The organism is Amycolatopsis rubida, assembly GCF_900115345.1.
Lineage (GTDB): Bacteria > Actinomycetota > Actinomycetes > Mycobacteriales > Pseudonocardiaceae > Amycolatopsis > Amycolatopsis rubida.
In genome coordinates this window covers 85,557-106,131 of the sequence record NZ_FOWC01000006.1, presented here as the reverse complement: position 1 = coordinate 106,131, position 20,575 = coordinate 85,557, and the positions used below count along the sequence as shown (strand labels likewise).

General features: G+C 72.4%; 16 protein-coding genes and 1 pseudogene. 7 read left to right on the top strand and 10 right to left on the bottom strand.

Going from position 1 to position 20,575, the window contains the following annotated elements:
* The first annotated feature begins 1 nt into the window (after position 1).
* The 3 genes from BM362_RS23400 (at position 2) to BM362_RS23390 (ending at position 4,049) form a co-directional block, all read left to right on the top strand.
* Positions 2 to 136: a class III lanthipeptide gene (locus tag BM362_RS23400; RefSeq protein ID WP_167545404.1), complete on the top strand. Its 135-nt coding sequence runs from the start codon at positions 2 to 4 to the stop codon at positions 134 to 136.
* 282 nt (positions 137 to 418) lie between these two features.
* A complete protein-coding gene (locus tag BM362_RS23395; protein ID WP_093574548.1) occupies positions 419 to 2,071 on the top strand; it encodes an ABC transporter ATP-binding protein in 1,653 nt (550 codons plus the stop codon).
* Positions 2,072 to 2,333: 262 nt separating this feature from the next.
* Positions 2,334 to 4,049, top strand: a complete 1,716-nt coding sequence (locus BM362_RS23390; protein ID WP_093574547.1) for an ATP-binding cassette domain-containing protein — start codon at positions 2,334 to 2,336, stop codon at positions 4,047 to 4,049.
* Between the two features lie 310 nt (positions 4,050 to 4,359).
* On the opposite strand, the gene BM362_RS23385 is transcribed toward BM362_RS23390, so the two are convergent.
* Complete coding sequence (locus tag BM362_RS23385) at positions 4,360 to 4,881, bottom strand: hypothetical protein (protein ID WP_093574546.1); 522 nt, start codon at positions 4,879 to 4,881, stop codon at positions 4,360 to 4,362.
* Between the two features lie 213 nt (positions 4,882 to 5,094).
* On the opposite strand from BM362_RS23385, the gene BM362_RS23380 reads away from it, so the two are divergent.
* Entirely contained in the window at positions 5,095 to 6,045 is a 951-nt protein-coding gene (locus BM362_RS23380) for a ketopantoate reductase family protein (RefSeq protein ID WP_093574545.1), read from the top strand.
* A 527-nt stretch (positions 6,046 to 6,572) separates the two neighbouring features.
* Here the strand turns inward: BM362_RS23380 and ligA are convergent.
* From ligA to BM362_RS23365, 4 genes are all read right to left on the bottom strand, one after another.
* A complete protein-coding gene (ligA, locus tag BM362_RS23375; protein ID WP_093574544.1) occupies positions 6,573 to 8,564 on the bottom strand; it encodes an NAD-dependent DNA ligase LigA in 1,992 nt (663 codons plus the stop codon).
* Positions 8,565 to 8,897: 333 nt separating this feature from the next.
* Positions 8,898 to 9,407 (bottom strand): hypothetical protein, encoded by a 510-nt coding sequence (locus BM362_RS23370; protein WP_093574543.1) that lies wholly within the window; start codon positions 9,405 to 9,407, stop codon positions 8,898 to 8,900.
* A 31-nt stretch (positions 9,408 to 9,438) separates the two neighbouring features.
* Positions 9,439 to 9,588: a hypothetical protein gene (locus BM362_RS47580; protein WP_157905099.1), complete on the bottom strand. Its 150-nt coding sequence runs from the start codon at positions 9,586 to 9,588 to the stop codon at positions 9,439 to 9,441.
* A 138-nt stretch (positions 9,589 to 9,726) separates the two neighbouring features.
* Positions 9,727 to 10,089 carry a winged helix-turn-helix transcriptional regulator gene (locus BM362_RS23365; protein ID WP_338080426.1) on the bottom strand — a complete coding sequence of 121 codons (363 nt, stop codon included), beginning with the start codon at positions 10,087 to 10,089 and terminating at the stop codon, positions 9,727 to 9,729.
* 93 nt (positions 10,090 to 10,182) lie between these two features.
* On the opposite strand from BM362_RS23365, the gene BM362_RS23360 reads away from it, so the two are divergent.
* On the top strand, positions 10,183 to 10,827 hold the full coding sequence (locus BM362_RS23360; protein WP_093574542.1) for an SDR family oxidoreductase: 645 nt from the start codon (positions 10,183 to 10,185) through the stop codon (positions 10,825 to 10,827).
* 49 nt (positions 10,828 to 10,876) lie between these two features.
* Here the strand turns inward: BM362_RS23360 and BM362_RS23355 are convergent, their stop codons facing one another.
* Positions 10,877 to 12,499 (bottom strand): carboxylesterase/lipase family protein, encoded by a 1,623-nt coding sequence (locus BM362_RS23355; RefSeq protein WP_093574541.1) that lies wholly within the window; start codon positions 12,497 to 12,499, stop codon positions 10,877 to 10,879.
* A gap of 529 nt (positions 12,500 to 13,028) precedes the next feature.
* Between BM362_RS23355 and BM362_RS46905 the strand changes: the two genes are divergently transcribed.
* Positions 13,029 to 13,538 (top strand): hypothetical protein, encoded by a 510-nt coding sequence (locus BM362_RS46905; protein ID WP_143132465.1) that lies wholly within the window; start codon positions 13,029 to 13,031, stop codon positions 13,536 to 13,538.
* A 782-nt stretch (positions 13,539 to 14,320) separates the two neighbouring features.
* Positions 14,321 to 14,461 (top strand): annotated as a pseudogene (locus BM362_RS50655) (dsRBD fold-containing protein); the annotation flags it as partial.
* 81 nt (positions 14,462 to 14,542) lie between these two features.
* On the opposite strand, the gene BM362_RS23340 reads toward BM362_RS50655, so the two are convergent.
* The 4 genes from BM362_RS23340 to BM362_RS23325 all read right to left on the bottom strand — a co-directional run bounded on the left by BM362_RS23340 (position 14,543) and on the right by BM362_RS23325 (position 20,551).
* A complete protein-coding gene (locus tag BM362_RS23340; protein ID WP_280142739.1) occupies positions 14,543 to 14,878 on the bottom strand; it encodes a sensor histidine kinase in 336 nt (111 codons plus the stop codon).
* A gap of 380 nt (positions 14,879 to 15,258) precedes the next feature.
* A complete protein-coding gene (locus BM362_RS23335) occupies positions 15,259 to 16,080 on the bottom strand; it encodes an IclR family transcriptional regulator (RefSeq protein WP_167545403.1) in 822 nt (273 codons plus the stop codon).
* 1,038 nt (positions 16,081 to 17,118) lie between these two features.
* Positions 17,119 to 17,862: an HAD family hydrolase gene (locus BM362_RS23330; RefSeq protein WP_167545402.1), complete on the bottom strand. Its 744-nt coding sequence runs from the start codon at positions 17,860 to 17,862 to the stop codon at positions 17,119 to 17,121.
* A gap of 133 nt (positions 17,863 to 17,995) precedes the next feature.
* Positions 17,996 to 20,551, bottom strand: a complete 2,556-nt coding sequence (locus BM362_RS23325) for a helix-turn-helix transcriptional regulator (protein WP_093574538.1) — start codon at positions 20,549 to 20,551, stop codon at positions 17,996 to 17,998.
* Positions 20,552 to 20,575: the final 24 nt, after the last annotated feature.

Sequence of the window (20,575 nt, the reverse complement as noted above, 5' to 3'; positions counted from 1 at the left end):
CATGGAACACGTCTTGGAGCTGCAGGCGTTGGAGGCCCCCGAAGCCCTCGAAGGCCAGGGACTGGACCACCACGGCCACAGCCACTGCAGCACAGACTGCGGCGAGAGCACGCTCAGCTTGCTTCTCTGCGCCTGACCGCGCGGGCAGGGCGGGAACGGCGCAGGACAAGTGCGCCGTTCCCGCCCCGTTCATTCTGCCCCGCCCGCTCGCGGCGGTCGCGGCGAGGCTGGATGCCGGGAGTCGACCGGCGAGGCGAGGTCGACGTCGCGGACCCGGCAGAGCCCGATCGGAGCCTTCGCCGGACCCGCCTCGGTCCTCGTCAGGTACCTGACCTCGTCTCGACCGCCTCTCCGGCCCGCCGCGACCATCGGCGCCTCGCCGATCTCTCAGCCAGGACCGCCACGCGAAGGGAGCGACATGGCCGGACCCGCCGATCGCCTCCTGATCTCGGCCGCCCTCCTGGACCGTCCCCGGCTCGTCGCGCTGATCGTCGCGTCGCTGGTCTCGGCAGGCGCCGGACTGTTGCTGCCCGGTGCCCTCGCCACCGCCACCGACGCGGTGCTCAGCGGCCGAAGCAGCACCGGCGCGGTGGTGCGGCTGCTCGCCATAGGCGCCGCGGAGATCGCCGCGGACGCCGTCATCGTGGTCCTGCCCGCCCGCCTGACCGGCAACGCGAGCGCCTGGCTGCGCCGCAGGGTGACCGACCGCCTGCTCGCCTTGGGCACCGGCTCCCCGTTCGCCCCGGGTGACGCGGTCAGCCGGGTGAGCGGCGACTGCGCGGCCGCCGGCGGCGTCGCCGCGGTCGTGGTGCGGCTAGCCGCGACCGGGCTCATGTCCTCCGGCGCGGTGGTCCTGCTCGCGCTCTTGGACTGGCGGCTCGCGCTGGTCTTCCTCGGCAGCCTTCCCTTCGCTTTGCTGCTGGCGCGGTCGCACCTGCGCGGCACGGCCAAGGACGTGCTTGCCTACCAACGGGTTTCCGGGGAACTGTCCGCCCGGCTGCTCGACGCCGTCGCCGGGCTGCGGACGATCGCCGCGTCCGGCACCGCCGACGCCGAAGCCGCCCGGGTGCTGCGTCCGCTGCCTCGGCTGAACCTGGCGGGCCAAGGCATGTGGCGCACCCAGGCGAGGATGGTGTGGCGAGCCGGCCTCTTGCTCCCCACCGTGGAAATCCTCGCCCTCGCCGCCGCCGGTTTCGGCGTCCTGGACGGACGCTTGAGCGCCGGGGACGTCCTCGCCGCCCTCGGTTACGTCGCGCTCGGACTCGGCCTGGTCACGCAGATCCCGTTGCTCACCACCCTTTCCCGGATCCGCTCGGCCGCGCTCCGGATCACCGAAGTCCTCGACGCCGAACCCCCTCCTCGCGGCACCCTCGGACTGCTGCCCGGAAACGGCGCCCTGGAACTCCGCGGCGCCACCGTGCACGGGGCACTCGCCGACGTCGACCTCACCATCCCCGGCGGTTGTTTCGCCGCGGTGGTAGGGAGTTCCGGCTCGGGAAAGTCCACTGTGGTCTCTCTGCTGGCCGGTCTTCGCCGCCCCGACGCCGGACAGGTGCTGCTCGACGGCCGCGACCTCGCCGTGGTGCGTCCGGACGAGCTTCGGGCCGTCGTCGGGTACGCCTCCGCCGAACCCGCGCTGCTCGGCGCCACTGTCGCCGACGCTGTCGCTTACGGTTCCTGGGCCAGCGTCCCGGCGATCGACAAGGCTTGCCGGACCGCGCGCATTCACGACATCCTCGCGCGGTTGCCGCACGGTTACGACACTCTTCTTGCCGAAACTCCGTTGTCCGGCGGGGAAAGCGCCCGGGTGGGCCTCGCCCGGGCGCTCGCGCGGAACCCGCGGGTGCTCCTGCTCGACGACGCCACCGCCAGCCTGGACACGATCACCGAACGCGCCGTGACGGCGGAACTGGGCCGCCGGACCCGGGTGGTCGTGACGCACCGGGCCGCGATGGCCGCGCGGGCGGATGTGGTGGTGTGGCTCGCGGCGGGGCAGATCCGGGCGGTCGGGCCGCATGCGCGGTTGTGGCAGATGCCCGGGTATCGCGCGGTGTTCACGGAGGAAACGTGAGCAGGGTGCGGTGGGCCTTCGCCGGACACCGGGGCGAGGCGGGTTCGTGCCGTCACCTCGCGGCGCAGCCAGCCCGCACGCTCCACGCTCACGAAGCAACCACGAACGGCGCACCACAGCGCACCGATCCCCCCGCACCACCCACGTCCGCACCACCTACCGCACCCAGATTGCCGCGCCGCACTGACGAAACGAACGCCGCGCGACGACACACCTGCCTCGCGGCGCAGCTATCCCGCCTCCGCGACCGCACGGAGCGGCCATGAGCGTCGGCCGCCTCTACTGGAATGCCCTCGCCGGGCAATGGCGCGGCGGGCTGGTTCTCCTGGCCTGCTCGGTCCTCGAAGGACTGCCCGCGTTCTTCTCCGGACGACTCGTCGAACTGGCGGTCAACAGCGGGTTCGCGGCAGGCAAGCCCGGCGCCGGCCTCGGCTGGCTCGGCGTGTTCGGCCTCGCCGCGCTCGCGGGCGCGGTCGGTTCGCGGCTGGTGTGGCGGCAACTGGGCAAGGTCGTCGAGCCGTTGCGCGACGCGCTGGTGACCGCCGTCGTGCGCGGGGTGCTGCACGATCCCGCGCCGCCGCGGAGCGGGCCGGACGCTCGCGGCGTCGCGCGGATCACCCAGCACGTCGAGGTCGTGCGCGACGCCACCGGCGGGCTCCTCGTCCAGGCCCGCGGCATGATCGTCACCACCGCGGCGGCGATCGCCGGGCTGGTGACCGTCGCGGGGTCGCTGGCGTTGCCGGTCGTGGTCCCGGTGGTGCTCGCGCTGGCCGGATTCGGCGCGCTGCTGCCCTCCCTCGCCCGGCGGCAACGCGCGCTCACGCTGGCCGACGAAGGCACCGCGGCCGCCACCGGCTCGATCTTCGCCGGGATGCGCGACGTCGTCGCCTGCGGAGCCGAACCGGTCGCCGCGCTGGCCGCCGACCGCGCGGTGGACCGGCAGGCCGCGGCCGCGGTGCGGGCAGCAAGGTCGGCGGCGCTGCGGTCGACGATCGTCGCGCTCGGCGGGTTCGCCCCGCTGGTGCTCGCGCTCGCGCTCGCGCCGTCGATGGTCGCCCGCGGCGACCTGACCGCGGGAGCCGCGCTGGGCGCGCTCGTCTACCTGGCGACCACCTTGCAACCCGCGCTGCGCGGGCTCGCCGCCACCGCGTCCACGGTCGTCCTCCGGTTGCTCGTCGCACTGCGCCGGCTCGCCGAGACCACCGCCCCGCCCGAAGGCCGTCCGGCGACCGAAAGCCCCGCCGGACTCGGCCTCGCCGTGCGCGAGCTGACCTTCCGCTGGGGCGCGGCGCCGGAACCGGTCGTCCGCGGCCTGAACCTCGACCTGCGCCCCGGCGAACACCTGGCGGTCGTCGGCCCGAGCGGCATCGGAAAATCGACGCTCGCCGGTCTGCTCACCGGTCTGCTGGCACCGCACCACGGCGAAGTCCGGCTGGGCGGCGTCCGAGCCGGCGAACTGGCCGACCGCCCCCGGCATCTGGTGCTGGTCCCGCAACAGGCCTACCTCTTCGCCGGAACCCTGCGCGAAAACCTGTCCCTGTTCCACCCCGAAGCCGCCGACCGCCGCCTCGCCGCAGCCGCGGAAGCCGTGGGCGCCGCCCCGCTGCTGGCCCGCCTCGGCGGTCTCGACGCCGAACTCGGCCCTGGCGCGGAAGGCGTTTCCGCCGGGGAAGCCCAGCTCCTCGCGCTGGCAAGGGCCTATGCCTCGCCGGCCGGAGTCGTCGTACTGGACGAAGCGACGTCCACTTTGGACCCAGCAGCGGAGGTCCATGCGGAACGCGCCTTCGCCGCCCGGGGAGGCACCCTGATCGTGATCGCGCACCGCCTGTCGTCCGCGGTCCGGGCGCACCGCGTGCTCCTGATGGACGGACAGGAGACGCTGCTGGGCAGGCACGAGGAACTTCTCGCCGCGTCGCCGCGGTATGCCGAGATGATGCGGGCTTGGCTGCCGGAGCGATCGCGCCTCGAAGCCAGCTGAACGGCAGGGACCGACACCGGTGAAGGGCCGGAGCGGCAAGCCGTGCAGTTGCCGCCGGTGCTCCGTCGGCGGGCGGGTCGCTCCGCAACGCAGGTGCCCGGCCGGCGATCACCGCGGCCGCGACGATCGGGGCACTGCCGGTCGGGTTCACCCGCCCCGTCAGCGGCCACGTCGCCTTTCCGGGCTCGCGGCCGGTCCCGGCCGGCCGGACCTGATGCTGGCCGACCAGCCTTCCGGCGGTGCCGTGCTCCTTCCGGAAGCCCTGCGCAGCAAGGATTCCGGAGCTTCCGGTGCCGGTGAACGCCCCGGCTCAGACCTTGCGCGGCACCGAGGCGACGAGGATCTTGCCGGTGCCGTGGCCGAGGTAGATGTCCACCCTGCTGAACCCGCCGGACGGCCCGGGTTCGGTCCAGCCGAAGGTCTTGTAGTCGTTCGCCGCCGTCCGCGTCTGGACGTCGAAAAGCGTGCCCGCCTGCCGGAACTCGAAGGTCACCGTGGTGTTTCCGGACCCGGCGTCGTCGCGGACGTAACCGCTGACGCCGACCGAGCGGTTGTACCAGGTCAGCGTGCCTCCGACGGCCCCGCCGCTGATGCGGTCGCCGAAGTTCGACGTCGGGTGGCCCGCCGCGCTCGCGACCCCCGTTCCGCCGAGAACGGCGACCGCGGACACGGCGAGACTGACGGCGATGCGTTTCATGATGTCCCCCGGAGATGCTCGATGCTGGGCGGAATCGTACTGTGCCGCGGCGGTCGCCGCGGGATTATGCGGGAATTCCGGGGTCGGCTCGATGACGGCTTGCTCCTCTCCGCTGATCACGTTGGCCAGTGCCACGGCGGAGACCGCTCCTTCCCGTGCCCGCTGCCCCCCGGTGGTGCCGATCGCCCCGCGGAGGAAGGCGGCCGTCGCCTCCCGGACGGGGAAGCGCGGTGCCGCTGCCCACGGCCTCGGTCAGGAAGACGCCGCACGTTGACAACTGGAGATCGTCTCCATATCTTGACAAGTGGAGATTGTCTCCATTTCCAATGTGTCCGGTGAGGTGCGGCAGTGAAGATCCTGATGTTCGGACGCGGCGTGATCGCCGCGATGTACGGCTGGGCCTTGGAACGGGCGGGGCACGACGTCGAGTTCTATGTCCGTCCGGGCCGCGCGGCGGACTACGGGGAGTCGATCGACCTCGATGTTCGCGACCTGCGGGCGCGGCGGCGGGGCGGCGGGACCTGGCCGGTGCGTTACCGCGAGGAGCTGGAGGCGGACCACGGGTTCGAGCTGATCGTGCTGAGTGTCCAGCACTACCGGCTCGCGGAGGCAGCGGCCTTTCTGGCGCCGCGCGTCGGGAAGGCGACGGTGCTGGTTTTCGGGAACATCTGGTCCGAACCGCTGGCCGCGATCGGCGATCTTCCCGTCGAGCAGATCGCGTGGGGCTTTCCCCAGGGCGGCGGCGGTTTCGGCGAGGACGGCGTGCTTCGCGGGATGCTGCTGCCGCTCGCCGTGTTCGGAACCCTCGGCGAGCCTCCGACCGAACGCGAGCGGATCGTCCGCCAGGTGTTTCGCGACGCGGGGTTCCGGGTCCGGGAGCGGCCTGACTTCCGCGGCTGGTCGTGGGTTCACTTCGTCTCGGACGCGGGTCTGCACTCGCAGGGCGTGCGGGTGGGCTCGTTGGGTTCGCTGGCAAGGTCCCGGGACGATCTGCGCGAGGCGTTGCTGGCCGGTCGCGAGCTTGTGCCGCTTCTCGAAGCCCGGGGCATCGACGTGCGGCGGCATCGGGGCGCGCTGCTGCTGTTCCGGGCACCGACCTGGCTGACGGTCCCGGTGCTCGGATGGGTGCTGGCCCATTTCCCCCCGGCGCGCGTGAATCTTGAGGCGCACTCCGATCCCGACGCCCGCGAGCCGCGCGAAATCTGCCGCGACGTACTGGCCGAGGCCCGGCGGCTGGGCGTCCCCGTGCCGCGGCTGGAGGCGGCGGAACCGTACTTCGGTCTGGAAAGGACGGAGTGAGCCTCGGGGGTTTTCTGCCGGTGCCCGCGGATCGCTTGGCGGGCGAGGCGTGGCGAGAAGCCGCCCCGGCAGGATCGGGCGCCGGACGCCGGCGGAAGCCTCGGCTGATCGCCGCGCCGGGTCCCGGCGGTTCGCGCGAGCCCGATGGTCCGCTGCCCCGGACACCAGCCATTCGCGCGGGCCGGGTCACTCGCCACGACCACACCGCACACTCGCCACGCGGCCGGATCACTCCCCACAACCACGCCGCACACTCGCCACGCGGCCGGACCACCCCCCACAACCACACCGCACACTCGCCGCACGGTCCGGCTTTTGCCGCGCCGCGCCGCGAGCGCGCTGCCGGGCCGCCGCCGAACGTTCCCGGCACCTGGTGTCCGGCCGCCGGAAGACTCAGGCGAATCCGATGCCGCGCAAAGGATTCCCGGCCGTTTCAGCGTGCGCCGGCACGAGCCGTCGCCACGATCCGGCGACCTGTCCCGCCTTTCCCCGGACACCGGGCGGGCGCCCGTTCCGGCGAGGCGGGCTCAGACCACTCCGGCCGCGATGAGCTGTTCCCAGATCACCCCCTGGTCCACGACCTCGACGCCGAGTTTTTCGGCCTTCGTGAGCTTGCTCGCGCCGACGTCGGCACCGGTGATCAGCAGGTCGGTGCTTGCCGAGACCGAGGACGCGGTGGTCGCGCCTGCCGTCTCGCACAGGCGCTGGAAGGTGGGGCGCGGCACCTTCTCCCCGGATCGCGGGTCGCTGATCGCGCCGGTGACCACCACGGTCTTGCCTTCCAGCGGCGCGCCCGCGACGACCGCGGGCGGGAGGTCTTCCTCCAGGACGTCCAGGGAGACGCCGCGTTCTCGCAGGCGCTCCAGTTCGGGGCGCAGCCGGCTGAGGTGTTCGACCAGTGAGGCGGCCACCTTCGGTCCGATGTCTTCCACTGCCACGAGTCCGTCGGCGCCCGCGTCGAGCACCGCTTCCAGGGAAGCGAATCCGGCGCGGCACAGCCGGGCGGCGGTGCCTTCCGAGGCCATCGGGATCGCGAGCCCGATCAGCGCCCGGCGCAGGCCGACCTGGCGACTGGCGTCGATCGACTCGATCATCCGCGTCGCCGAGACCTCGCCGATGCGGTCGAACTCCAGCAGGCGGTCCTTGGTCAGCCGGTAGAAATCCGACGGGTGCTCCAGGATTCCGGCCTCGGCCAGCCGTTCGATCCACACGCCGCCGATCGCGTCGATGTCCGCGGCCGCGCGGGACGCCCAGTGGATCAGCCGCCGCACGGTCTGGGCGGGGCAGGAAACGTTGGTGCAGAACAGTTCCCGGCTGTTGCCCTGTTCGGTGAGCGGCTGCTCGCACGACGGGCACGTCGACGGGGGCACGATCTCCCGCTCCGCTCCGGTGCGTTGCGACTCGTCGAGCACGCCGGCGACGAACGGGATGACGTCGCCCGCCCGGCGGACCAGCACGGTGTCGCCGATCTTGATGCCGCGGGCGCGGATGACCTCCTGGTTGGCCAGCGTCGCGCGGGTGACCGTGGTCCCGCCCACGAAGACCGGCTCCAGCCACGCGACCGGGGTGATCTTGCCGGTTTTGCCGACGTCCCAGACCACATCGGACAGTACGGTCGTCTTCTCCTCGGCGGCGAACTTGTAGGCCAGCGCACCGCGCGGCGAACTCGAACGGGTGCCCGCGGCGGCGTACGCGGCGCGGTCAGCGAGCCGCAGGACGGCACCGTCGATGTCGTAGTCCAGGTCGTTGCGCTGCTGCTCGATCGTGGTGATCACGGCCTGTGCGGAGGCCGCGCCGGCGCAGCGGCGCATGTCCGCCGCGGTGAAACCGAGCGCCAGCAGGCCGTTGTCCAGGTCGGTTTCCGCGCTGCCGGGTTCGGTGTCCAGGTCGAAAGCGAAGAAGCGCAGCCGGCGCTCGGCGACCGCGGCCGGGTCCTTCGCGCGCAGCGTGCCTGCCGCGGCGTTGCGGGGGTTGATCAGCGGTTTGTCCGGGTGCGCGGTGTTGTAGGCGGCGAACGTCGAGCGCAGCATCACCGCCTCGCCGCGCACCTCGACCCGGCCAGGCGCGCTGACCTGATGCGGAATGCCGTCGGTCAGTGCGCGCACCAGCATGGTCACGTCGTCGCCGGTGGTTCCGTCGCCGCGGGTCACCGCTCGCGCGAGGCGGCCGTCCTCGTACACCAGGGCCAGCGACAGGCCGTCGAGCTTGGGCATCACGACCACGGGCTGGCCGGGGAACCGGTCGAAGAACGCCTCGACCTGCTCCGGCTTCGTCGCCTTCTCCAGCGACAGCATCGGCCGCGAATGCCGGATCGGCGCGTGCAGCACCGCGGGCCCGCCCACCTGGTCCAGCGGGTTCGGGTCCGGGGCCAGCTCCGGGCTCGCCTCGATCAGCCCGCGCAGCTCGTCCTCGATCGCGTCGTACTCCGCGTCCGCCACCGCCGGCGAACCCCGGTAGTACGCGTCGCGCAGCACTACGACCTGATCGGCCAGCTCCTGAATACGTTCCCGAACGTCCACGGACCGGAACGCTACCCGGCCCCACCGACAAAACCGGACTGCGACGCAAACCGGGCGGCCGCCGCGGGGCTGCCGATCGGGTGACCCCCGGATCACGCGGCTGCCCGGCCGAGGCGGCAGCCACGCATCCGAGGCCAGGATCGGTGCGGGCGGCGGGGGAATCGCCGTGGCGGGTGCGGAGGCGGGTCCTCGGCGGGATTGCCCAGGAGCACCGTGGCGGGCAGTTCGCGGTCACCGCCCCGCCGGGCGGCTCACGTCATTGCGGGCGGCACGACGGTGCGGTCACCGCTCCACCAGGCGACTCACGTCATTGCGGGCGGCACGACGGTGCGGTCACCGCTCCACCAGGCGACTCACGTCATTGCGGGCGGGCGGCGCGACGGTGGTGCTCCCGCCCGCCGAGGCCAAGGAGCTGGAGTCCGGTCCGGCCCGGATTCCCGAAGCTCCGCGAGGCGCGACGACCGCCGCATCGCGATGACGCGCGCGACCCGGCGGGCAGGGATCGTCCATCTTGGACTCGTGCCGGGCGAGCTGGCCCGGGTGCGGGAACGCGGGCGGTGAACTGGCCAGGCTTCGAGTTCCGTCACGGCGCGGGCCAGTCGCGTGATCATGGACCCGCGCCGGCCTGGAGGGGGCGAATTCGCAGCCGAGGACGCCTTCGCCGGCGACGCCGATCTGGCCCCGGAGCGCTTGCGCCACACCGGAGTTCAGTTCGGGTTCCGAGACCCAGGCGAGCTGGCCGGGCGACCGCAGCGGCTTCCCGGGTGCGACCCGGACGGCGGACAGCGCGACGCGGTGCAGGATGAACGAGAAGACGAACCGGCCCGCCGTCGAGATCGGCACTTGAGGGGCTTCGGTCAGCCCGCGGCGAGCGCTATGCCGGCCGCACCCGCGAGCGCGGCGGTGCCTGCCGCGCGGCGACCATCGTCTTCCGCACGCCGCTGGCGCGGAACGCGACCAGCACGCGCTCCCCCGGCGCGAGCTCTCCGGCGAGGTGGCTCTCGACCTTTTCCCGCAGTGTCACGATCCGCAGCCTTTCCGGCTCGCCGATACGGTCCGCTGTCGATCACGCGCCGGAGGTTGTGCGCGCCGGGACGCGGACGGTGACCGAATTTCTCCCCCGGAACTCCTCGTGGCCGCACCGGCCGGCACCGGACGAAACTCAGTGCTGCCGGGCGGCCTGGGCGCGTTCGCGGGCTTCGAGGATTTCGGGGACGTGGCTTTCGGCCCATTCGCGGACGGCGCGCAGCGGCACCAGCAGCGACTGGCCGAGGTCGGTCAGCCCGTACTCCACGCGCGGCGGCTGTTCGGTGTACTCGACGCGGGCGAGCAGGCCGTCCTCCTCCATCGCGCGCAGCGTTTCGGTCAGGACCTTCGGGGTGACGCCCTGGATCCGGTCCACCAGCGCGGTGAACCGCATCGGCCCGTGCTCCAGCGCGTTGACCACGAAGACCGTCCACCGAGCCCCGATCCGGTGCAGCACCACCCGGGACGGGCAGCGGGCGGACATGACGTCGTAGTCCACGGCGATTCCTCCGGTTCCGGTTACGTTGAAGTACCTGGTTACTTTTCCATAGCCTACTTCGGCCACGGCGAACCGACAGAACGGAGAAGGACCATGAGCAACCGGCTGGCCGGACAAACAGTGCTGGTGCTGGGCGGACGGCATCTGGGCGCGGCGATCGCCGAGGCCGCGACCGATGAGGGTGCGAAGGTGCGCGTCGCGTCCCATCGGCCCGGCGGGCTGCACATCGACCTGCGCGACGAGGCGACCATCGCGGCCGCGGCCGCCGAACTCGGACCGGTCGATCACCTCGTCAACACGGCGGCGGCACCGCACGCGGCGCGGATCGGCGAACTCGACCGGGACAAGACCGTCGACGCCTTCGCGGCCAAGGTCATCGGCCCCTTGCTGCTCGCGAAACACTTCACGATCCGGCGGTCGCTGCTGCTGTTCTCCGGTCAGGTCGGCTGGCGTCCGGCCCCCGGAAGCGTCGTGACGGGCGTGACCAACGGGGCCGCCGCCTTCGCCGCGAAACACCTCGCCGCCGAACTCGCACCGGTCCGAGTCAACGCGCTGTCGCCGGGCATCGTCGACTCCGGCGTCTGGGACAGCAAACCGGATGTCCTCGCGAACGCCGCGAAGCGAACCCTCGCCGGCCGCACCGGCACCGTCGCCGACATCACCGGCACCGTGCTGTGGATGCTGAACGCCGGTTTCCTCACCGGCGAAACCATCCACCTCGAAGGCGGCCGCCCCTGAACCCCGGGAAACCGGTGCCGGCAGGCGAAACCCTGTCGGCACCGGCACCTCACCGATGCCGCGCGAACGGAGCCAACGGGTTCCAAAGCCCGTCGCACCGGTGCTGCCGCGGGATCTCAGTGGTGAGCTGGCTGTCCCCGGCCGCGTTGAGGGACAGGACGACCGGATTGCGCTCGGTGAAGCGATCCCACTGCGGAGTGCCGTCCACGGTGGGGTTCCCGGTGCGCGCGAAGCCGGTCCACTGCGCCACCAGCTGATCGGAGAGCACCTTCTGGTTGGGGTCGAGCGGAACTCCCGGCGGCGGCGTCAGCAGCATCCCCTCGGAGACGTGGTACGCGCCGTTCGGTTTGGCGGGATCGAGGAAGAACGCGGGCGGCACGTCAGTGTCGTCCATTTCGTAGGCGTAAACCGGAAGATGCCGAGACAGCCGCTCGTCGTTCAGCAGCGCGGGGCAGACCGAATTGGAGTCGGCCACGGCGGTCCGGTAGGCGAGGAACGGCGCCGGGTTCGGGAATCGCTTCAGCGGATAGCTTTCGCTGACTTCCTTCGCGTGTTCGCCGTACTGCTGCGCCACCATTGCGCGGTAGTCCTCCGGGGTCGAAGCGGACGGCAACTGGACCTCGTCGCGGGCCACGCCGTGCATCAACGCGACCTTGTTGACCCGCCCCTTGGCGAACGCCTCCCCCGGCGACATCGGCAGCGTGGTCCCGTTCACGATCGGCGCGATCGTGCCGCTGTCCGGTTTCATCCCGTTGCCCGCCTGCTTCAGCAGGGCCGCCACGGGCGCCTCGCGCAAGCACGCCCCGGCGTTCGACTCGCATCCCAGCGCTTTGGCGAATCGCGCGCCGGCCTGCTGAGCCTGCTCCTCGCCGGGCAGATCCGCCTTGCAGTCCTGCGCCTGCCACTGGATGTCGTTGCCCAGCAACGAGTTGTACTCGCCGTTCTGGGAGATGCCGCGCTGGAACAACCCCGCCGCGGTCGGCGAAACGGTGTGGTCGCAAACGCTCGACCCGCCCGCGGACGCGCCGTAGATCGTGACGTTGTGCGGGTCTCCGCCGAACCTCGCGATGTTGCGCTGCACCCAGCGCAGCGCGGCCTGCTGGTCCTGCAACCCGTAATCGCCCGCGTGCTCGCCGTACGCCGCGTGCGCCAGGAAGCCGAAAATCCCGAGCCGGTAGTTGACCTCGACGCTGATCACGTGCCCTTCGGTCACGAGCCGGCTCGCGTCCTGCGCCTGCAGTACCAGGAATCCGCCGCCGTGCAGCTGCACCATGACCGGAAGCTTCTTGTGCCCGGCGTTGGCGGGCACGCGGACGTTCAGGTTCAGGCAGTCCTCCGTCTCCGATCCCGGGCCGAGGCCGGGCAGCTGCGGGCACGCGTTGCCGGGCGCGGTCGCGGCGAACGGCTCGGTCCGCTTCGCCGGTCGCCGCGGCGGGGCCCAGCGCAGGTCGCCGACCGGCGGCGCGCCGAACCGGATTCCCTCCCACGACCGGACGTCCGGACCGGCGATCCCGCACACCGGGCCGTCGTCGGTGATCACCGTCGTGTCCGGCGAGCACGCCGGCGGCGGCGCGGCCTCGGCCCGGTCGCCTGCCGCGGCCGCCGAACCGGCCAGCGACGCCGCCAGCGCGACCGCCGCCACCGCGACGCCTGCCTTCCCGTCAAGTCTCATCCGTCCTCCTTCGCTCCCGCCTCGCCGGGAGAGCCGGACGGAAAGGCGCGGGACACGACGAGCGGCATCCGCGCACCGAACAGGCGGCCTGCCGGCATGGGCTCGACATCACCGATGGCCGTTTCCCGGCCACCGCCACGAGAACGGCACGGACCGCTCGTTCCCGCCTGACTCCAGTCTGGGCTCGGCGGGAAAAGACACAACCTCCGTTCGGTCGCGCCGAAACTGTCAAATTCCCGGGCAGAATGGTCTTTGTCAGGGATCCGGATTCGCCCGCCGGACCGGCCGCGGCGGCCCGGCGGGCGACCCGCTCGGCGAATGCGGTGAATTCTTCGCGGCAGCGGGGACGGAATCCGCGGAAAAACGCGGACCCTGCCGGTGTTCCGTCCGATTCGGGCCTCCAGTCTCCTCCGGCCCTGCCCGACGGGAACGGGGCGCGCCTACCGTGGTCTGCGCCTCGAAGGCAAAACCCGGCACACCGAAATGTGCCGTATCCGCTCGCGTCGAATGGCGTCTGCTCCGCAGCTGCGTGTTCCTGCTGTGCGCGCTCCCCGCGCGGCTGTTCGGTTTGGTGCTGGCGCTCTCGGCCAGCGCGGTCGTAGTGTGCGTGATCCGTCCGGGAAGGCCTTTCCGCGAACCCGAGCTGCGGACCGCCGCCTCGGCCGGTTTCCTGATCGTGGTGCTGCTGATCAGCCGGACCGCGCGGTTCTCCGGGCAGCGCGCAGCCCTCGCCCGAAGCTGCCCGCGGTCAGCAGGATTGCCCGCCCGGCAAGCACCGCAGCGGGTGCTCGCGGTCGTGGTTCCGCTCGATCGCCGCGTCGCGCCGGGCCTTCTCGACCAGCTGGGCCATGTGCTCGTCGCCGCACGCATGGACGAGCCACTGGCCGTGGCCGGCGCGACCGACGCGCGAGGAATCGGAGAATCGCTTCGGAGGACGGTCGGCACGGGTTCGGTGTCACAGATGTCAGAACGCCAGGGGCCGGGCACGCGGCATCTGCACTTGCCCAGGAGGCGTCCCTCCCGGGAAAACCCACAGTAACGGCGGCTCGCGGACCTTGCCGAGACGTCCGTCCGGGCTGCCCGCTCGCGCCGCCGGACGGTGCACGAAGCGGGGCCATTACGGGTGGTTTCCCGGCCGCGGCGGGTGACGCCAGCGCTCAGCTCGCGTCGCCGAGCATCTGCTCCGGACTCAGTTCTCCGCGACCGACCGCCTCGGCCACCTGGCTGAGGCGCGCGCAACGTCCATTTCCAGCCCGCCGGCACAGGCAAGCCTGTTCGACGACGACCCGGCTGCTTCAGCGCGTGCTGCAACTGCTCGGTCAGCAGCTCCCCGCGCCGGATCGCGCGCTCCTGGAGGATCCCGATGGTCGCGATGTCCGCCAGCACGCGGGCTCGCCCACCTGGCCGAACAGGTTCAGTGTGCCGATCGCCTGCCTGCGCAACCGCGGCGGAAGCGCTTGCGCCGGCCGGTTTCCCCGCCGCACCCGGCACGGTCCGCAATGGACAGTCGGGAAACCGGCCGTCCGCCGGGAATCTTATGGTCCGCAGTAGACCGGTCCCGCCGCGCGGAAACGGACATCCGCCGGAGCGCCGGTGACCTCCGGCCCTAGCGCCGCCCGCGCACGATCGGCCCGGGCGTGCGAAACGAAGAAGCGGCTGGTTCCAGCGACGGAATGCGAAGGCGCGCAGCGGACTTCCGGCCCGGTCCTCTCCCGGCCGGGTCCGCGACAGTGTACCCGAACGGAGCCGACATGACCGAGACCCCGCGGCAGTGGACCCTGGCCGTCGCGTTCGACCGGACCGGGCACTACACCCCGCGCCCGGGCCGTGCTGCGGACCGGCGACGGCGACGAATTCTCCGGCGTGGGCCTCGCGCACAGCGCGGCCGAGGACCGCGGGCTCACGCACGTGGCCGGTTATCTCGCCGCCGGACGGGCGTTGTGCGACCTTTCGCAGGAACTGCTGGAGGCGGTCGTAGATGAGCCAGCTCAGCGCGGCGGCCCCGGCCGCCCGAGCCCGGCAAGGTCCCAGGGCGGGCTCAGCTCAGCGGCGCCGACCAGTCCAGCCGGACCCCGCCGCCGGGGGGGGCGATTCGAGTGCGAAGGTCCCGCCGGCCGACTCCGCTCGTTCCCGCAGATTCCCCAGCCCGCTCGGCGAAACGTCCTCGGGCAGCCCGGTCCCGTCGTCGGTCACCGAAATCCGCACCACCTCGTCCCGGACCGCGACCGAAACCGACAGCGCCGACGCCCCCGCGTGCCGGACCGCGTTGCTGACCGCCTCCCGCACCACCGCTTCCACCTGCTCGGCCAGCTGGGCGGGCACCGCGTCCAGCGGACCGGCCATGCTGACCGCCGGATGCAACGGCGCGTCGTCGGTCAACTCCGCAACCGGTTCCGCAATCGCACCCCGCCCGCCGCCGCTCGACGGGCAGGCGAAGACCCCGCGCGACGGCACGGCCTGCTCCGATCAGCGGAGCGGAAATTCGCGTGGCACAGCGGTCCGCCTTCTCGGGCAGCAGACAAGGCGCGGCGCTCTGAGCTGCCGCAGCCGGCGAAAGCCTTCCGGGAGCGGCAGAACTCGCCAGTTCCGCTGCCCCGGCCGGAGGCCGATGGGAGCGGTCCGGCTACCCCGCAGCAGGCACACCTGGCCCCGACGCGCTGGCCGGTCGGCGAACCTGCCCCGCCGCTCAGCGCACCCCAGCGAAATTGCGCCATTCCCCGGGAAACGTTCCGCCTTCCGGCCGCCCCCGGGTACTCCCGCTATTCCACCGGACGGCCGGATTTCGCGCTCCGCCAATCAGCCGCCACCGTTTCGCGGAGGATGCGCTGCGCGGTCATCCGGGTCGCCTGCAGCGACGAATGCGCTTCCCGCGAATTGAATACCCGCCGCGGGGCCGCCACGCTCAGCGCGGCCACCGCCGTGCCGGTCACGTTGAACACCGGGACCGCCGCGGCGAGCAGTGCGCCGGGGACGCGCGGGTTGAACGACACCTCGCGCTGCCTGATCTCGCGCAGTTCCGCACTCAGCCAGGCCGGAAGGCCGCCTCCGTTCTCGTCCTCGCCGCGGTAACCTGCGAAAACCGCGAAGCGCGCGGCGAGACCCGGGTCGAACGCCATCAGCACCCGCCCCGCCGCGCTTCCGGCGAGCTGCGAATCGTTTTCTAAGCGCTCGGCCAGCGAGCAGTAGCCGCTGCTGTAGATCAAATGCACGAAATCGACGACATTCCCGCTGGCCACGCCGAGGCCGACCAGGTAGCCGGTCCGCCAGTGGATGTCCATCAGGGACGGGAGAATGCCTCTTCGCAGCCGTTGCAGTTCCTGCGTCGAACCGGGTTTGGCGAGCCGGCACACTGCTTCCCCGTGCCGGTAATGGTACCCCGCCCGCACGACCATTCCGTATCCCTGCATCTCGGCGAGAAGCCGGTGCACCGTGCTTTTCGGCAGCCGCGTCGATCGCGATATCTCGCTCAGCGTTTCGATCCCGCCCGAATCGCGAATAGCGCTCAGGATCGACAGCGCCCGGGGAATCGGCCTGCGCGGCACCACGCTCGTGCAAGCCCACCGTCCGTTGTCGTCGCTCATAGTCACGACCGCAACCTCCACCGAATCCGCAACGTCCCTCTCGTGCAAGCGCCGGCGGGAACCTCCGCCCCGCGTGCCCCGGAGCGGCCCGGCGACCGCTGCCCCGCGCGGTCCCGGCGCCCCGCCGCTCGCGGGCGGCGCCGCGCCTCGCTGCCGCCCGATTCGTTCGCCACCCGCGTCTTTCCCGAGACAGTCCTGCTCTCGCGCCTTCATGTTTGCCCAGTGACGCGTCCGGCACAACCGGTCGCACCCGTTCACTGAAACAGATCGCCCCAGTGGCGCAGCGCGGCGGCCCGCCCGCCTCGTCGCGCGACGGGTCCTTGCCCGGAAACGGTCGCGGACGGTCACTCTGCGTCGCCGTCCCGCGTTCCCGCGCCGTCGTGGTCGCACGCCGTGACAATTGCTTTCCACCGCTTTTCGTCCGTCGGAGAACCTGCGCGGAAATCCGGCACATCATCGGCCAGGCCCGAGAATATTCCCGGCGATCCCGCGTTTCCGCCGGAGCGCGTCGGCGGACTCCGGGCAGCGCCGCCGTCGCCGCGGTCCCGGCGCCCCGCGATCGGCGGGCGCCGCCGGTTCCGAAGCGACGATCGACCGGGCCGGCCACGACGACGGGTTGGTGCCGTCCGTGCCGGCCGCGGGAGAAGCAGCGGATGCCGCTCCTCCGCCGGAAGACGATACCAGCACTCGGTAGACGGCGAGCGACCAAACGTGGACGCAGAGCAATGTTCCAGCGCGCGGAACGAGGCCTTGACGCACGACGAGACTTCCCCGCACGACCGAGAAGTCCGTGCGGGGACAGCCACAACGCCGCGCCCGGTGGGCGGCGGCGGTGGTGAAGCGTCCGGTGGGCGGCGGTGGTAGCGCAGCGCCCAGCGAGCAGCGGCGGTGGTGAAGCGTCCAGCGAGCGGCGGCGGTGGTGAAACGCCCAGCGAGCAGCGGCGGTAGTGCAGCGTCCGGCGGGCAGCGGCGGCAGTAGTGCAGCTCAGTGGGCGGCGGCAGTGAAACGTCCACCGAGCAGCGGCCGTGAAGCGCCGGTCAGGCTGCTGCAGCGCGGGCGGTCAGCCGCGCGCACACCCGCAGGATCGTGCGCCGGTTGACGACGTGCCAGGGCCGGCCAGCGGCGAGCCGCCGAAGCTCCGCGTCCGGTTCGAAGGCCACCGCCTTGCCTACCGAAGCGAAAATCTCCGCGTCCGAGGCGGAATTCCCGATCGCGAGGGAGTTCTCCGCGTCGAATCCGGCCGCTTCGGCCAGGCAGCGCACGAAGGCGAGTTTGCCCCCGGCCGCGCCGGGAGCGGACAGCAGACGTCCGGTGAACCGGCCGTCGGCCACCTCTGCCACGGTGCCGTGCCCGCCGGACAGACCGAGGTCGATCGCCGCCTCCTGCACCGGGAAATCGGGATCGCCGGACAGCAGATGGATCCGGTGCCCGCTCGCCCGCAGCAGCGAAAGCAGTTCCGGGACAAAGGAAAACAGGTTCCCGCGGTTCGCCCGCCAGGTCTTCTCCGCCGCGAACCGGGCCTGCGCGACCGTCGCGCCTTTCATCGCGAGCGCGTACCGCCGGTAGATCTCGTCCAGCAGCCCGGGAGGCGCTTTTTCCGCGGCCGCGAACTGCCCGATCGCTTCCAGGCAGGACAGCCCCGCCCGCCGGTCGCAGGAGCCGTCGTCGACGAGGGCCTGCAGATAATGCCGCGAAGTGTGCCCGGGAAGCAGCGTCCCGGCCAAGTCCAGAATGGCGTACTTAGCCGCGGGGTCCCTGCCGCACCGATTCTTCGCAGCCACGAAAACAGCCCTTCCGTGCGCACTTCCACCGATTGTCCGGGCTGACGGTACAGCGGCGCGCGTCCGGGCAGAGCAGCTTGTTCCATGTCCCGGGACACCGCTGCCCCGGTCCGGCGACGAGGGGAAAGCCGGGTCAGCCGATCAGCCGGCGGGCGATCCCGGCGCGGGTGGCGAGGTCGAGTTTGTTCAGCACCCGAGCCACGTGCGCGTCCACTGTCCGCGGGCTCAGGAACAACTCGGCCGCGATTTCCTTCGTCGTCAACCCGCGCACCACCATTTCCGCCACTTGCCGTTCCCGGCGCGAAAGCGCCCGCGCGCCCGGCGGCGACTCCAGCTTCCGCCGCCCGGCCAATCGCCGCTGCACCTTCGTCGTCTCCCTCAGCAACGCGCCGGCCCCCGCGCTCTGGAACACCTCCCGCGCCTCGCCGATCCGCTGGGTCGCGGCGTCGAAGTTTCCCTGCTTTCCCAGCACTTCCGCGACCAGCAGCACCGCACGCCCGCGATGCAGCACCATCGCCGCCCGGCCGAACGCGACGGCCGCCGCGGAAGCGTCGGTCAACGCGGCAACGAGGTCGTTGCCAGCCGCTGACACCGTCGCGCGCGCCAGCAACGCGAGGCCGAGGTCGCTCTTCAACCCGGTGGCCGCGGCCCGTTCCATCGCATCCGCCGCCCACCGGCGCGCCTCCGCAGCCGCTCCCTCGGCGAGGGCGGCCCGGCAGTCCTGCGCCAATCTGGCTACCAGCAACGGATTCGCCGTCCGCTCCGCCGGCTGCTCGACCGCGCCGGGGAACATGCCGAGTTCGAGACCGGCCTCGGCGAGGATGTGCTCCACCGTTCGCCGCCACCATTCGACAGCAGGCCGCGGCAGTTTCTCGACCGCGCGCCACTGTTGCTCGGCCGCCGACCGGTCTCCGGTCGCGAGCAGCACCCGCAGCCGGATCGCGGCGGCCATCGGCACGACGTCGTGGTGGCCGAAGCGGGCCGCCGCGGTTTCCGCTTCCGCGGCGGCCTCCGCGGCCTCGGCGAGGTGCCCCAGCTTCCACAGCACATACCCGCGCGCCGAGTACAGGAACGGCACAATCTGCCGCAGCCCGGGCGCACTGAGGTGCGACGCGCGGTCCAGCAGGGCGAGCGCGCGCCGGTCGTCGTCGAGGAAGCACGAGGCCCAGCACAGCGCGGGCACGGTGTAGAGGACCGAACGCAGTTCGCTGTCGTCGAGCAGGTCGAATCCGTCGGCCGCGGCCTGCTGGGCGTGCCGGGCCTCGGCGGTCCGCCCGGCGCAGGCCAGCCCGATGGCGGCGAGCGCGGCGATCGCGGACTGCACAGCGGGCCCCGCGCTCGGGTCGGCCGCGGTCCGGCGCAGCCGCTCCTGCGCTCCGACGGTGTCGCCGTCCAGCAATTCCAGGTGTGCCAGTTCAAGTTGCGCCCGCGCGTCAGCCTTGCCCGAAGCGGCGATCGCGGCCTCGGCGATCGACCGCGCGCGCCGGGTGCGGCCGAGCGTGTGCTCGCACCGGGAAAGCAACGCCAGCACCCGGGGCGACTCCGGCAGCGTCACGAGCAGCGTACGCGCCGCTGCCGGTTTCCCCGACGCCAGCAGCGCTTCGGCCCGCAGCACGGACAGCCGGCAGTGCTCGTGCCCGCCGCGCATCCGTTCCGGCAGGTTCGCCACCGCCGCGCCGAGCCAGCGGGCGCACGCCGCGGGATCGGTGCCGAGCACTTCCTCTGCCGCCGACGCCAGTTCGCCGACCGCGACCAGATCGTGGCGGTAGGAAGACTTCTCGAGGTGATCCGCGCGCAAGGTGAGCGGCGCGTCGAGTTCGCGCAGGTAGGCCGCCGCCCGATGGTGCGCGCCCGCCGCCCAGCCGCGTCCGGACAGCCGCGCGGCGGCGGCACGGACCAGCGGGTGCCGGAACCGGAGCCCCGCGGCTCCGCCCGTCAGCACGCCCCGGCACAGCAGCCGTTCGATCGCGTGGCCGACCTCGTCCCGGGGCAGCACAGTCATCGCCTGGACCAGATCCGCGTCGAGGTTCGCGCCGCCGCACGCCGCGGCCTGGGCGACCAGCCGCTCGGGCTCCGGCAGCGCCGACACTTCAGCGAACAGCACCCGTTCCGCCGGCAGCATCGGCCGGTCTTCGGCCGCCGGGCCGTCGCCGCGGCCCGGCCATTCGTGCGGCGGCAAATCGGCCAGCAGCAACAGGTACAGCGGGATGCGCTCGGCCGCGGCGGCGATCCGCGCCCGCTCGGCGTCGTCGTGCCCCGGCAACAGCCGGGCGACCTCGTCGTCAGTGAACGCGGGCAGCGTCACGTACCGGGCCGGGACGCGCTCGGAGTGCAGCAGCCGGGTCAGTGCGGGCTGCCGCTGCCCGTCGCGGACCGACAGCACCAGCCGCCGGTCGTTCCCCGGTCCCGACACCAGCGCCGTCAACAGCCGCAGGGACGCTTCGTCGGCCCATTGCGCGTCGTCCACGACCACCAGCGATTCCGGGCCGAGCGCGTGCGCCAGGCGGCGGGAGAACTCCGGCGCGCCCCCGGGCACCGCGCACACCGGATCCGGCGCCCGCCGGGCGACTTCGGCCAGCAGCCGGGTTTTCCCGATCCCCGGCCGTCCCTCCACCACGGTCACCGCGGCGCGGCGGTCCAGGCACGCGGCCAGTTCCGCCGACCTTCCGACAAACTCCTTCTCGACCATGCTTCTCCCCCTTCGCCCGACCAG

Bases quoted from the DNA above. Each gene is read 5' to 3' on its own strand.
- BM362_RS23400 (WP_167545404.1), top strand. From the start codon at position 2: ATGGAACACGTCTTGGAGCTGCAGGCGTTGGAGGCCCCCGAAGCCCTC.
- BM362_RS23395 (WP_093574548.1), top strand. From the start codon at position 419: ATGGCCGGACCCGCCGATCGCCTCCTGATCTCGGCCGCCCTCCTGGAC.
- BM362_RS23390 (WP_093574547.1), top strand. From the start codon at position 2,334: ATGAGCGTCGGCCGCCTCTACTGGAATGCCCTCGCCGGGCAATGGCGC.
- BM362_RS23360 (WP_093574542.1), top strand. From the start codon at position 10,183: ATGAGCAACCGGCTGGCCGGACAAACAGTGCTGGTGCTGGGCGGACGG.
- BM362_RS23355 (WP_093574541.1), bottom strand. From the start codon at position 12,499: ATGAGACTTGACGGGAAGGCAGGCGTCGCGGTGGCGGCGGTCGCGCTG.
- BM362_RS23335 (WP_167545403.1), bottom strand. From the start codon at position 16,080: ATGAGCGACGACAACGGACGGTGGGCTTGCACGAGCGTGGTGCCGCGC.
- BM362_RS23325 (WP_093574538.1), bottom strand. From the start codon at position 20,551: ATGGTCGAGAAGGAGTTTGTCGGAAGGTCGGCGGAACTGGCCGCGTGC.